This window comes from Paenibacillus sp. MZ04-78.2, from assembly GCF_024213375.1.
Classification (GTDB): Bacteria; Bacillota; Bacilli; order Paenibacillales; family NBRC-103111; genus Paenibacillus_G.
In genome coordinates, this window is sequence record NZ_JANAVJ010000013.1 from 81,933 (window position 1) to 94,403 (window position 12,471).

Sequence of the window (12,471 nt, forward strand, 5' to 3'; positions counted from 1 at the left end):
TAACTCCAAGAGCACGGCACTAAGCGCGAAGAAGTCAATAGAACAAATAAAAAAGTATCAAAAGGAGAGTAATCATATGAAAATGTTAATGAAAAAAGCTCCGCTTTTCCTGTTCGCTATCGTTATGGCGTTTTCCTTCTCGCTCGCTGCAAGCGCGGCCCCGTCCGCCGATCAAGCCGCTGCGGCGCCTGTCGTCAGCTTTCAGTCGGCCAATGGATCGTGGATTAAAGTCAATGGAGACGGCAGCGTAACGGCAGACGCCGGCTCGGCGGATCAAGCGGCCAAATTTGATCTGATTCCGGTGGACGCGCAGTATTTCGCCTTAAAATCCCGTAGCAACGGCAAATTTGCTTCCTTCAAGGCCGACGGCACCGTAGTCGCGAGCGCCGCTTCGGTCGGCACGACTGAAAAAGTAGCCATTACCTACGTGGTCAACACGCCTCAAGAAAAAGCGATTCAAGCCAAGGCTTTAAGCAACGGCAAATACGTCAGCGCCGTCAACGGCGGCGGCGGAAAAATCGTCGTAAACGTTGCTTCGCCGTCCAAATTCGAAACCTTCAAAGTGAAAAACTGGAAATAAGCCGCCGCAGTCCTTGAGCGTAGGGGTGACGATGAAATAAAGAAAGGCGCCAAATAGTCGTGAACGCGACCGCATTGGCGCCTTTTTCGGCTGAACATTTAGAGCCTTCTCGAAGTAACTTCTCATTCGAATGAGCCCTGATGAATTTTGACGTTTAAGACGAGGCCGAGCGCAACCATATTCGTGAGCAGCGAGCTTCCTCCATAGCTGATGAAAGGCAGAGAGATCCCGGTCAAAGGAACCAATCCGATATGCATCCCGATATTCACATAAATCTGAAAGACAAGCATGGCCGTCATTCCCGTAATGAGGTAAGAGCCTGCTAATTCCTTCGTCTCCAAAATAATGCCGACCATCCGGTATACCAACAATAAGTAGAGCATCAACAAAATCGCCGCGCCCAAAAACCCGTACTTTTCGCCAACAACAGCAAAGATCGAATCGGAGTATGCGTAAGGGACAGACCCCTGCGGCTGGTCAAGAGCATTTCCATTCAGTTGGCCCGAACCGATCGCCATCAGCGCTCGTTCATAATGCCACGATTTCTGGGGATCGCTTGCCGGCTCCAGGAACGTCTGAATTCTCGACATCTGGTGGGGCTTGATTATTTTGGCCAGCAATTCATTGTCGGCATAATACAGCCACAGCACCGTTCCGATCGCAACCCCGGCAGCGCCGACGGCGGTCAGCATATACGACAGTCGGATGTTGCCCATCCACAGCATCCCGAAAAAGATGCCGACAAATACAAGAGCCGTCCCCAAATCGGGCTGTTTCAGAATAAAAACGATGGGAATCGCAAACACGGCGCCGACGGGAAGGAGGTCTTGCACGAAACGCAGCTTCTCTCCCTGCCGCTTGTGCAGCAAATGCGCAGCAAGCAGAATCGTGAACAGTTTAACCGGTTCGGAGGGTTGAATTTCCACGGAACCGATGCTTAACCATCGGGCCGCGCCGTTCACGACCTCCCCCTTCCAATGGACGTAGGCCAGCATTCCGATGCCGAAGGCGTACAAGTAATACGCCAGCTTGCCCGTCAGCAATCGGTAATTGAACACCGTGACCAGCAGCATCGGAATGCAAAAGACACCGAAATACATCATGCCGTTGAAGTGCAGTCCATCCAATTTGGTCCCTGCGGTGGCCCGGTATACCGCCACCGTACCGGCGGCCACCAAGCACAACATAAGCACAACGATGCCGCGGTCTATTTTTTTCAGCTTATCCAGAAGTATCATACGGGTACCTCGACCTTCAATTCTTGGGGTTTGCGCAATCATTCCGCCAGTAAGCCCAATAATAGATAGACGATCACCATGGGAAAAAGTAACAAGGCGCGCTCCCGAAATTTCAGAATAGCCTTTTTCCTTCAGGAAGACAAGGACAAAAATTACTTATCCAGATGGTGCACCGCTTCCTCGTTTACAAATTTTATTTATTTACCTATAATACTATATGTTAGGATATTTATATACAAATTGGAGGAATCGATGATGAAGAAGAAAGCCACAGGTCTTTTTATTGCATCCTTTTTATTATGCAACCTGATCCCGGCCTCGCTACACGCTGGGAATGAGGCAGCGAAGCCGCTGTCCAAAAACCTGATCGTGCTGATCGGGGACGGGATGGGCCCTGCTCAAGTCACGGCCGCGCGGCTTTACTCCAAAACCATTCTGGGAGCGGAGAGCTTGCATCTGGACGGTTACTACGTCGGCCAGGCCAGTACGTTTTCGGAGCGCGGCGAAGTGGACGGCAGCGTTGAATCCGGCCTGATCACCGATTCGTCGGCGGCAGGAACCGCTTTGGCTACCGGACACAAAACGTACAATTCCGCAGTCAGTGTCTCCAATCATGAGGTGGCCAAGCCGTACGCCTCCGTGATTGAAGCGGCGGAAGCGAAAGGAAAAGCGACCGGACTCGTCACGACGGCAAGAATCACGCACGCGACTCCGGCGGTATTCGCCTCTCACGTACGCAGCCGCGGGAACGAAACAGCCATCGCTTCGCAAATGCTGGAAAGCGGCGTCGATGTTTTGCTCGGCGGAGGCGCAGATTATTTTACCGGAAAGGATGCCGGCGGGAAACGTCCGGACAAAACGATTCTTCCCGATTTCGAGGCCAAAGGCTACTCCGTCGTGAAAGACCTTGCTGGTCTTCAAGCGCTGACCGTAAAGCACGATAAAGTGCTTGGCCTGTTCAGCCGGTCGCACCTCGACTATGCCATTGACCGCGATAGCTCTTCCCCGAGTCTGGCCGCGCTAACAGGAAAAGCCATCGAGCTGCTTTCGGCAAAGCCCGAAGGCTTCGTGCTCATGATCGAAGGCGGCCGGATCGACCACGCTGCGCATGCCAACGATTTTCCGACCATGGTTAAGGAAATGCTGGACTTCGACGCGGCCGTGAAAACGGCGATGGATTTCGCCAAGAAAGACGGCAGCACCTCCGTCGTTGTAACCGCAGACCATGAGACAGGCGGTCTGTCTCTGGGCCGCGATAATAGGTACGAGTTAAATATCGACCTCTGGAACCGGCAAAAGTCATCTTCCCAGGTACTAAATGCAGCACTTGAGCAAGCCCGAACGCCGGAGGAAATCCGGAAGCTCGTTCAAACGAACACGACGATTACGGATCTGAGCGACGAGGAGGCCCGTTTCATTCTGAAAGGCGACGGTTCGGACTACGAGCGGGAAGGCGCTTATAACGCCGTCATCTCCAAGCGGCTGCTGGTCGGATGGTCCGGCCACGCGCATTCCGGGGTGGACGTGGGCGTCTGGGCCTTTGGGCCAATTGCCGAGCTGGTGAAGGGAAAAATCGACAATACAGATATCGCCAAAGCGGGCGCCAATACGATCGGCGTCGATCTCGATGCCGTAACCGCCGGGCTGCAGGCTAAGTACTGGTACCCCAAGTTCAAGACCATGCCCGGCCGATCGGTCGTCTATCCGGCCAAGGCGCTCGCCGCGAAGCTGGGCGCATCGGCAGACTGGGACGAGGCTTCCGGCACCGTGCGGATTGCCAAAGGCGGCACAACGATTCTTGTGAACCTGAAAGACGGCAGCGCGACGCTGAACGGCCAAGCGGCAGCCTATGCCGTCCATGTCGAGAAGGGCACGCTGTATTTATCCCTGAACGCCTTCAACGATCTCAGCAGGCAAAGCATGACATGGGACCCGCTTTCCGAGCGACTGGTGCTGCAAGCTGGCTGACCCTCTACCCTTTATGCCGCTTGCTCGTATCAACAGTGTTCTTTTTTGGGGCGAAGCTCCTTTACATGCTTCAATTGGGCGACAATGATAAAGCTGACGATCACCAGCAGAAACCAGGAGCTGAATTTGCCCCACGACACCATGCTCCAGCCGTTTTGTTGATGGGGATAACGCCATGCCCCCAGCCAAGTTCCGATATTTTCGGCGATCCAGATAAAGAAGCCGACAAGCGCAAAACTAAGCGTGAGCGGCATCCGGTACACGCTATCTCCCACCTTGAAATACAGCGTCGTGCGGAAAAACACCACAAAAAACAGAGCCGCAAGCAGCCAGCGCAAATCGGGGATGAAGTGGTGGGTCATAAAATTCAAGTAGATCGCCGCCCCTAGCGTTACTGTCCAGACGGAAGAAGGCCACCGGTCCAGTCGAATGTGAAGCCTGCGCCAGGCTTGACATATATAGCTGGCCACACTTGCGTACATGAAGCCGCTGTACAGCGGAACGCCGCCGATTTTGGTCCAGCCCGGCTGCGGATAATCCCAAGAGCCCATATGTACTTTATACAATTCCAGCGCCAGACCGATGAGATGAAACACGCAGATCACCTTCAACTCGTCGATCGTTTCCAGCCCTGCCCGCACCATGATAATTTGCACGGCGATACAGATGACAAGCATCCAGTCGTAAGTCGGCATTCCGGGAAGCGGCGCAACTTTCAACAAGGCCAACGAAAGAAAAATGCAAGCGGGAAATACACAGGACATCGCTTCCTCGTAGCCAAAAAGCAGCAGTTGTTTGCCCCATTTCCAACTCATTCCAATCCCCCTCCGTTTGTATCGATTGGCAGCATTGCATCGATTGCCGCCTCTGCATTTATTGTAATTTGAAAAACAAGAACAAAAAGAGAAATGTAGAAATAAAAAACTTCATATTTTCAAACAGGGTATGCATAGTTTTCGGACATCACAACGAAGGAACCCCCCCAATTTAAGGGAGGTTCTTCGATGCTTAGACGGTTGTGCTTCGCAATTTATGTCAATACTTCCGATAAAGGAGTTGGATTAGGATGGGAAGCACGAAGCAAAAAATCACCACGTTCTTCATGTTCGAAGGCAAAGCCGAAGAGGCCATGAACTTCTACATCAGTTTATTTGACCGATCGGAAATCGTCCGCATGCAGCATTACGGACCGAACGAAGCCGGTGCCGAAGGAACCGTGGTGCAAGCTTTATTTTCGCTGAACGGACAAGTGTTTATGTGTATCGATAGCAGCGTGAAGCACAATTTTACGTTCACCCCTTCCATGTCATTATATGTAACATGCGAAACAGAGGCAGAGATTGAGAGGCTATTCGGGAGGCTGTCTGACGGGGGATTCGTTTTAATGCCGCTAGGAGCTTACCCATTCAGCGAAAAGTTCGGTTGGGTTCAAGATAAGTTCGGCGTCTCCTGGCAGCTGAATCTTGAGAAAAAATAATGCAGCCGGACGGCTCTCGAACGTTAACAAATGTTTATGAATCAAGGTCGAAAGCGCCAAGAATTGCCACCGGAGGGCAATAATTCTTGGCTTTTTTTCTCCAAAACTAACGCTTGAACATCGACACAAAGTAACGCTAAACAACATTTTACAAAAAATATCTTGAAATTATACGTAATCTCGCATATTATTTTCTACATGAGCAATATGTTAGGTAAAATATTCGTTTTTTGGACACACACCTTGAATGTCTGTTGCTCATGAAAATATTTTAGGGGGAACTTCCAAGTGAACACAAATGTAAATCCCGGGGCGAACGCGAACTACAATAATCAGCCTCAATCCGCGCCGATCTTGACGGTGAAAGATTGGCTCATTACGATGCTGATAATGATCATCCCGCTGGTAAATCTTATTATGCTGTTTGTATGGGCCTTTGGCGGCGGAGAAAATCCGAGCAAATCGAATTATGCGAAAGCCACACTGATTTGGATGGTCATCGGAGTTGCCTTATCCATCGTATTCATGATTCTATTCGCGGGCGCCTTAACTGGTGCAGTGGTTAATAATCGATAAGTTTATTCGATCAAGCACGCCTGTGCTAAATCTCAAGAAGATTTAGCACGGGCTTTTTATTTTGTCAATTCTCCGCATAGGACAAAATCCGACTTCCATACGTTATATCGTAGGCCGGCTATATCCGACGAGCAGGAGGACAAACAATTGCAACCCTCAAAAACAAAGCCTAACCCCTATCTGTTCCTTGCCATATACGCATCGGATCTCAAAAAGGATGTTGTGATTGACTTTATCTCCGGCATCGGGATCTACACGATCGTCCGAAAAATAACCGCTTCGGAACTGCTCGCCATTGCAGCCAGTATGGTCGCGAGCACCGCGCTGCAGAAATGGTCGGAGCGGCATCGGAAGAAAAAATTGCCGAATATGCGGCTAGCCAAAACCATCCCTTGGCCCAGCCCTGAGAACGCAAGGCGGACCCGCCTAACCTAACTGCTATATCGGCAGGTTCGGTCCAATTCTTAAGTTTTTTCCGGTTTTTGATTTGATAATTTGATATGTACGAGCGAGCTGTCAACGTAAAAATGCAATTTGATTATAAAATTTAGTTGACATTTTCATACTTTGTCATTGTATCTTTACGGTTAATATATTCTGTTAATCCGGTATCGGTTTGATACAAATATACATAGTGGGCAGGATATCCCACAGGGTTATAATCAAAGAAGCCTTTGGGCAAATCATATGCTTTTGGCATTTCATTGCGAACTGTAGTATAGGGTGCGCCACGGAACTTTTTATTCCAATGCACCTTGATATGTTGAGTTAATAGCATAAACATTCCTCGCATTCAGTGATCAATTTCCGGCTTCTGTCGCGGATATGAGTTCATCTAAAAACGATTTCACCGTGTCGATATACTTTTGCGGCTCATCCATCAGAACCGCGTGGCTGCTCTGATCAAATACAACATACTTCGTATTTTTTCTTTTGGCAGCCATTTCTTCGATATGTTCTTGCGAGATGACCCATGACAGCTTGCCATGAACCAATAACGCCGGACATGAGGAATGCAGAAAATCGTCCCACCAGTTGCCGTTTAGCTTCATCTGGACTTCATCTAAATGATTTTTGTCAAACCGAAAGCGCCAGCCCGCTTCCGTCTCCACTGCGCTTTCCAGAAAATATCCAGCGCTCTGAATCCCCAATTGTATCAAGCTGTCACCCAGTTCTTTTAAGGTTAAGGCATGATCGATAATGTGCGGTGCAAAGGACGCATCCTCTTTTTCAATTGCACTGGCTTCTTCAATAATCAACCCTTTCACCAAATGACCGTATTTGGATGCGAACTGATAAGCATTAAATCCGCCAAGAGAATGTCCCAATATGATGACCGGCTCATTGTTTAACACTTGTTGAATAAATGCAGCAATATCTTCCACAAATTCCTCGCGGTCATATTGCCCTGCCGACGCATGTCCGCTCCAGCCATGCCCTCTCTGATCAATGCTGTACACGTGCCAATCCGTTAATTGTTCCATCAGCCCCGCAAAATACCTCGCACTGCCAAAAAGCCCGTGCAAACAAATGAGAACAGGCTTGCCTTCTTGTTCATTGTCCAAATAAGACAAAGTAAGATATTGTGAAGTAAAATATTTTCTTATCATCCCTGAATCCCTTCCTCTTCTATAATCGATGTTGAGCAATCTGCTTCATGCTCAGAGTAACACATTATTGTTGACAACATTATGTCAAGAATTCATATAAAAATATTTGATTCTACAGTTAACTCAGGAATGATGCGGAGAATTCAAAATATGAAAGAGCGGTATGAGCGGCAAATTCGTTGAAAATCATACCACCGTATTCCTATTCCGGGACATGCCTGTTGACACCTACCCCGCAATTGGTCAAACCATGCTGTCTTATGACTGTCATATATCTCAAATAAAGCAATACAATGAAATTCGTAACGCATTCCCATCCTGATGGAGGTGTTTTTATGTTCAAGCGTCAAAAGCTTTGGAGTACAATCGCAGCTGCCATCGTACTTACCCTGGCGGTCCCTACGGCTATGGCGGAAACGGAAACCCCGGTCAGTGCGGAGCAGAAGCTGCCTGCCGATGCCAAAGCTGCCGCAGAGCGGTATCTTAAGGAGCATGCCAAGCAGTATCAGCTCAAGGCCGATTTGTCCGACTTGAAGTATGTGACCACGATCCAAACCGACGCAGGCCATTATGTCCGTTATCAGCAAATGGTGAACAACGCTCCGGTCTTTAACCGGCAGGTGACGGTCACCTTGGACCGTTCTTACCACAACACACTGGTCATCTCCGGTTACGAGCCTTACACCTCGGTTCAACAGGTTTCACAGCTGCTGCCGGACGGCGATCTGAAGGCCAAAGCGCTCCAGTTCGTCGAAGACCAGGCACAAGGAGAATGGGCGCCATCCTCCGAGGAGTACGGCTATACGATACAGAACGGCGTCGCTACGCCTACCTACCGTGTCGTCGTCCATTCCAAATCCCCGTACGGCGCATGGGAAACCTATATTCATGCAGGCAGTGGAGAACTGCTGCGCAAACGGAATTTGAACCAGAACGTGAACGGTACCGGCAAAGTTTTCCTCCCCAACCCTGTCGAATCCCAAGGCTCCGTCGGCAACCTGAAAGATAACAACGACCAAGATTCCCCCGAATTGACCAAGCAGCTGAAATCCGTTACCCTCCTTGGCTTGGACGGCTCCGGTTATCTGCGCGGACAATACGTCAACATTAACTCCGCCGCCAAGACGTATTCGGCCTCCAACCAGTTCAATTATACCCGTTCCAACGACAGCTTCGAGGATGTCATGGCCTATTACCATATCGATATAGTGCAGCGGTATTTGCAGCAGCTTGGCTTCAAAAATGTGAACAACCGTGCCATCAAAGTAAACGTCAACGCATCTCTGGACGACAACTCGTACTATAACTCGTCGACAAAAGAATTAACCTTCGGTACCGGCGGGGTAGACGATGCGGAAGACGCCGGCGTCATTGCCCACGAATACGGACATGCGATTCAAGACAATCAGGTGCCGAGCTTCGGCGATTCCCATGAAGGCGGCTCGATGGGCGAAGGCTTCGGCGATTTTCTCGGCGCTACGTATGAAGATGCTGCCTCCTCCCCCGGCTTCGGCAAAGCGTGCGTGGCCGAATGGGACGGCACATCGTATTCCAGAGGAAACCCGCCTTGCCTGCGGCGTTTGGACAAAAACAAAGTGTATCCGCGCGACCTCCAAAATGAAGTGCATGCGGACGGCGAAATTTGGTCCCAAGGACTGTACGATATGGCACAAGCCTTCGGGCGCGACATAGCCACCAAAATCATCATCCAATCCCACTTCTCTCTCACTCCGACAGCCACCTTCAAGGACGGCGCCAAAGCGATCAAACAAGCCGATATCCAACTTTACGGCGGCAAGCACTCAGCAGAAATCGACCGGATCTGGAAAGCCCGCGGCATTCCCACCAGCTAACGCTTCATTGCGGCAGGCCGGAGGCAAGCTGCTTTAACTTCTCTTCCTTCCGCTCTCCTACCCGAAAAAAACTAGAGCCTGCTGTCGGCCCTATGCGGCAGATTGCAGGCTTTTTTCGGTATTATGGTTTGACAATGATTCCGCCCGCCAAAAGGCCCCTCGTCACATGGGACGAGAGGCCTTATCGTACCGCACGCTTGAACGAAACGCGCTTTGCCTTGGATTATTGGAACTGGAACCAGTCTACATCTGCGATACCGTTATCGCGGACGCTCCACTTCGTATAGTTTGGATTCTTAAAAGTCACATTAACAGTCTGTTTGCCGGTAACGGGCTTTTTCAGATCGACGGTATAGTTCTTGTAGAACGGCGCCAACTGCTTCGCGTCCACCGGGAGCGCCACATCTGCGATGAGCTCGCCCTGCGGGCCGCCCAAGCGCACTTCCACCCGGGTGTCCTTCGCCAGAACGGCCGCCCGGACCGTCAGCTTCGACGCTGCTTTTGCCCCGAAATCGACATCTTTAAACGACAGCCAATCGGCAAAGTTTAAGTCACGGACGTTCACGTAAGTGCCCGGCACGAACAGGCCGTTGGATTGATCATATTTTTCCGCCTGCAGGACGACGCCGTTCTGAGGAATTTCCGGCGCCACGACCTTGACGCGGATTTCCCTCTTCATGCCGGGCTGGCCGTTGACCGGACCCGTCTGTGCCGTCAGTACCGCATCGCCCGGGCCCATTGCAGTCACTTTGCCCCGCGCATCCACTTTGGCGACAGCCTCGTTATTCGATGTCCAGGTGACGTTTACATTTGCTGCCGTGGAAGGCATGACGCGAATATTGACATAGTTCGTCCATCCGGTTTCCATCATCAGCTTGTTGTCCTGCAAGTGCATCGCATGAATGGAAGCTGCGGCAACCGGACCTTTGTTGAATTGAACCTTGTCCCCGGTCCCCCATTTCCAAGTCAGCGCTTGCGGCTCGCTCGCCGTACCGTCTTTGCCGACGGCATACAACTCCAGCTTCACTTCATTCTCGCCGAGACGAGGAAGCGACTTGAGGTAATACACTTCGTCGTAAATCCGTCCGACCCATTCGCGCTTGCCGTTTACCACACGCATGAGGTCATAATACCAAACATCCTGCTGCTTCTCGTTGAAGTCCCACTTCACGAACATCGCAGCTTGATTGTCGTCGAACATCGCCTTTTCGACCCGGAAGCCCGTCGGAGCGGCAGGCGCCTGCGGTTTCTTGCCGTCCGTCAGCTTCAACTCGCCGATGTTGGCCTTAAAGGCCACGTCATCCGCCGATTGCGAACCTACGCGGAGACTGATCGCAGCGATTGTGCGTCCCTCGAACGGCTTCAGCTTGGCCGTAGCTGTGGTCCAATCGTCGCTCGGCCCGGCTTTCAAATCGACGGCGGCCGGATGCTGCGGATCGTCCTTGAACGTAAGCAGCGCCTGAATGTCGGCCGCCTTCTTCAGATGCCCTTGCGCCCGGCCGTTGCCCTTTTTGTCTGACAGTTGGACCTCCGATTTGTACGTCAGCGACAGCTCCACGTCTTTGGTCACCGGCAGCTCGGTCTTGTACAGATGAATGTCCGCAGCATGGCTCGAATTCAGCGTGCCTTCCACCTTCAAGGAAGAGCCGCCGTTCCATGCGGTTTCGTAGTCGTAGCCGACCGTAAGCGGCTTGCCTGCGGACTGCGTCCACCACTGCCATGTCGGCAGGATGTCCTGCGCCGCCATGTTGTTCCACTCCGTATCGCTGGACTTTCGCCCGTTCACGAAGAAGTCGAGCCCATGCCCGTTGTTGAACCGGGTCACGAACGGATAGGAGCCGATGACGGAACGCTCCGGTATGTAATGCGCAATGCCCGGCCAGCTCTCATATTCGGTGCCGACCGCCCGGCCGCTTTCCGCAGGATTGCCCTTCGGCCCGGACCAATAGGCCTGCTCGCGCTTCTCGATTTCCGGCTGCATGCGGATGTCGAACGGATTCGGGCCTTTGTTCCAGACCATGTCCGTGCCGAAAAGAGCTACGCTTGTTCGTGGCGTACGGGAGGCGTCGTTTTTGAAAATCGCATCCAGCTCCAAGCCGCGGTCGAAGCGGAATTTGTCGTTTTCGATACCCGCGAAGAGCGAGGCATACGGATCAAGACCAAGCTTGCGCGCATGTTCGGCGCTGCTCTCCAAGCCTTGCGGCGTATACGCATAGTTCATGAAAATGCTGTCGCTGGCGCGCTTTTCGTCACGCTCGTCCAACAGCCACGGCGAGTTTTCCTTATTGAATCCGTTTACATAGGATACCTTGCCGTCTACAGTCAAGCTGTCGTACCAGCTCATATACAGGCCTTGGCTGCGCATATATTTCAGCATTTCCATCAGCAGAACCGCATGCTCCTTGCTGATCGTCGCTTCTTGGTTGATGAAGTATCCGTCGAAGCCGAAATACTTCGCCATTTCGATCATTTTATCGGCCACCGGGAATTTGCCGTCCGGCGTCTTCTCTACGAGCTCCGCGAAATTGATGTTGCGAGGCCAGAACCAGCCGCACAGACTGATAACCCCATTGCGGTGGGCCGCATCCGTATAGGCCGGATTGGGCAGATTCACGACGCCGTAATCCCGCTTGCCCTCTTCGGTCGGAGAGCCGTACACCGGCAAGCCGTGCCAGGAGGCATAAATGTCCTGATACTGCCAATATTTCAGCACGTTGCGACTGAAGCTGTCGTTATAGCGGTACCCCTCGAACCATTCCTCCTTATCGTAGTCGGCGGAAAGATTCATGACTTGGGCCGTGCTCGTTAATTCCGGGTGCGCCTGCGTCGGCTGGAAGGCTCCGATCCGCTTCGCTAGCGGAACGCGGGAGCGAAAATACTTCGCATACGGGTCGCTCTCCGGGGTCCATTCCTTCATCTGCTTGGCGTTATAGCCATACAAATAAGGCTGATCCGGTCCTTTCGGCGTTTCCATCGCCGAAGCCGCTTTCGGCCCTAGCATCAGAGTGGACGCCATAACGGCCGTCAGCCCTAATGATACCGCTTTCGTAACGGTCCGAGAATAAGACTTTTTTCGCAGTTTGCGGTCTGACATAATACACCTCTCTTCATTTGTTCCGGCCTGGTACCATCCTAGCAATTACTGCAGCTGCCAATCCAAGGAAAAGAA

At 51.6% G+C, this 12,471-nt stretch carries 11 protein-coding genes; 6 read left to right on the forward strand and 5 right to left on the reverse strand.

The window, feature by feature from the left end; all coding sequences use genetic code 11:
* Positions 1 to 76 precede the first annotated feature (76 nt).
* Entirely contained in the window at positions 77 to 580 is a 504-nt protein-coding gene (locus NLX71_RS12305; RefSeq protein WP_254363932.1) for a fascin domain-containing protein, read from the forward strand.
* 122 nt (positions 581 to 702) lie between these two features.
* Here NLX71_RS12305 and NLX71_RS12310 read toward each other — a convergent pair whose 3' ends face one another.
* Positions 703 to 1,818: an FtsW/RodA/SpoVE family cell cycle protein gene (locus tag NLX71_RS12310; RefSeq protein WP_254363933.1), complete on the reverse strand. Its 1,116-nt coding sequence runs from the start codon at positions 1,816 to 1,818 to the stop codon at positions 703 to 705.
* Positions 1,819 to 2,070: 252 nt separating this feature from the next.
* Between NLX71_RS12310 and NLX71_RS12315 the strand changes: the two genes are divergently transcribed.
* Entirely contained in the window at positions 2,071 to 3,786 is a 1,716-nt protein-coding gene (locus NLX71_RS12315) for an alkaline phosphatase (RefSeq protein WP_254363934.1), read from the forward strand.
* A gap of 29 nt (positions 3,787 to 3,815) precedes the next feature.
* Here NLX71_RS12315 and NLX71_RS12320 read toward each other — a convergent pair whose 3' ends face one another.
* Positions 3,816 to 4,601, reverse strand: a complete 786-nt coding sequence (locus NLX71_RS12320) for a DUF817 domain-containing protein (protein ID WP_254363935.1) — start codon at positions 4,599 to 4,601, stop codon at positions 3,816 to 3,818.
* Positions 4,602 to 4,852: 251 nt separating this feature from the next.
* Here NLX71_RS12320 and NLX71_RS12325 point away from each other — a divergent pair, with 251 nt between their 5' ends.
* The 3 genes from NLX71_RS12325 to NLX71_RS12335 all read left to right on the forward strand — a co-directional run bounded on the left by NLX71_RS12325 (position 4,853) and on the right by NLX71_RS12335 (position 6,274).
* Positions 4,853 to 5,263, forward strand: a complete 411-nt coding sequence (locus NLX71_RS12325; protein WP_254363936.1) for a VOC family protein — start codon at positions 4,853 to 4,855, stop codon at positions 5,261 to 5,263.
* A gap of 288 nt (positions 5,264 to 5,551) precedes the next feature.
* Positions 5,552 to 5,839, forward strand: coding sequence for a hypothetical protein (locus tag NLX71_RS12330; RefSeq protein WP_254363937.1), 288 nt, complete (start codon positions 5,552 to 5,554; stop codon positions 5,837 to 5,839).
* Positions 5,840 to 5,986: 147 nt separating this feature from the next.
* Entirely contained in the window at positions 5,987 to 6,274 is a 288-nt protein-coding gene (locus NLX71_RS12335; RefSeq protein WP_254363938.1) for a hypothetical protein, read from the forward strand.
* A gap of 112 nt (positions 6,275 to 6,386) precedes the next feature.
* Here NLX71_RS12335 and NLX71_RS12340 read toward each other — a convergent pair whose 3' ends face one another.
* Both NLX71_RS12340 and NLX71_RS12345 read right to left on the reverse strand, forming a co-directional pair.
* Entirely contained in the window at positions 6,387 to 6,617 is a 231-nt protein-coding gene (locus NLX71_RS12340) for a hypothetical protein (protein ID WP_254363939.1), read from the reverse strand.
* Between the two features lie 22 nt (positions 6,618 to 6,639).
* Positions 6,640 to 7,449: an alpha/beta fold hydrolase gene (locus NLX71_RS12345; protein WP_254363940.1), complete on the reverse strand. Its 810-nt coding sequence runs from the start codon at positions 7,447 to 7,449 to the stop codon at positions 6,640 to 6,642.
* Positions 7,450 to 7,784: 335 nt separating this feature from the next.
* Here NLX71_RS12345 and NLX71_RS12350 point away from each other — a divergent pair, with 335 nt between their 5' ends.
* Positions 7,785 to 9,302: a M36 family metallopeptidase gene (locus NLX71_RS12350; protein ID WP_254363941.1), complete on the forward strand. Its 1,518-nt coding sequence runs from the start codon at positions 7,785 to 7,787 to the stop codon at positions 9,300 to 9,302.
* A 223-nt stretch (positions 9,303 to 9,525) separates the two neighbouring features.
* Here NLX71_RS12350 and NLX71_RS12355 read toward each other — a convergent pair whose 3' ends face one another.
* Complete coding sequence (locus tag NLX71_RS12355; protein WP_254363942.1) at positions 9,526 to 12,396, reverse strand: endo-beta-N-acetylglucosaminidase; 2,871 nt, start codon at positions 12,394 to 12,396, stop codon at positions 9,526 to 9,528.
* Between the last annotated feature and the right edge of the window lie 75 nt (positions 12,397 to 12,471).

Coding starts and splice junctions, on each gene's coding strand:
- NLX71_RS12305 (WP_254363932.1), top strand. CDS start 77: ATGAAAATGTTAATGAAAAAAGCTCCGCTTTTCCTGTTCGCTATCGTT.
- NLX71_RS12310 (WP_254363933.1), bottom strand. CDS start 1,818: ATGATACTTCTGGATAAGCTGAAAAAAATAGACCGCGGCATCGTTGTG.
- NLX71_RS12315 (WP_254363934.1), top strand. CDS start 2,071: ATGATGAAGAAGAAAGCCACAGGTCTTTTTATTGCATCCTTTTTATTA.
- NLX71_RS12320 (WP_254363935.1), bottom strand. CDS start 4,601: ATGAGTTGGAAATGGGGCAAACAACTGCTGCTTTTTGGCTACGAGGAA.
- NLX71_RS12325 (WP_254363936.1), top strand. CDS start 4,853: ATGGGAAGCACGAAGCAAAAAATCACCACGTTCTTCATGTTCGAAGGC.
- NLX71_RS12340 (WP_254363939.1), bottom strand. CDS start 6,617: ATGCTATTAACTCAACATATCAAGGTGCATTGGAATAAAAAGTTCCGT.
- NLX71_RS12345 (WP_254363940.1), bottom strand. CDS start 7,449: ATGATAAGAAAATATTTTACTTCACAATATCTTACTTTGTCTTATTTG.
- NLX71_RS12350 (WP_254363941.1), top strand. CDS start 7,785: ATGTTCAAGCGTCAAAAGCTTTGGAGTACAATCGCAGCTGCCATCGTA.
- NLX71_RS12355 (WP_254363942.1), bottom strand. CDS start 12,396: ATGTCAGACCGCAAACTGCGAAAAAAGTCTTATTCTCGGACCGTTACG.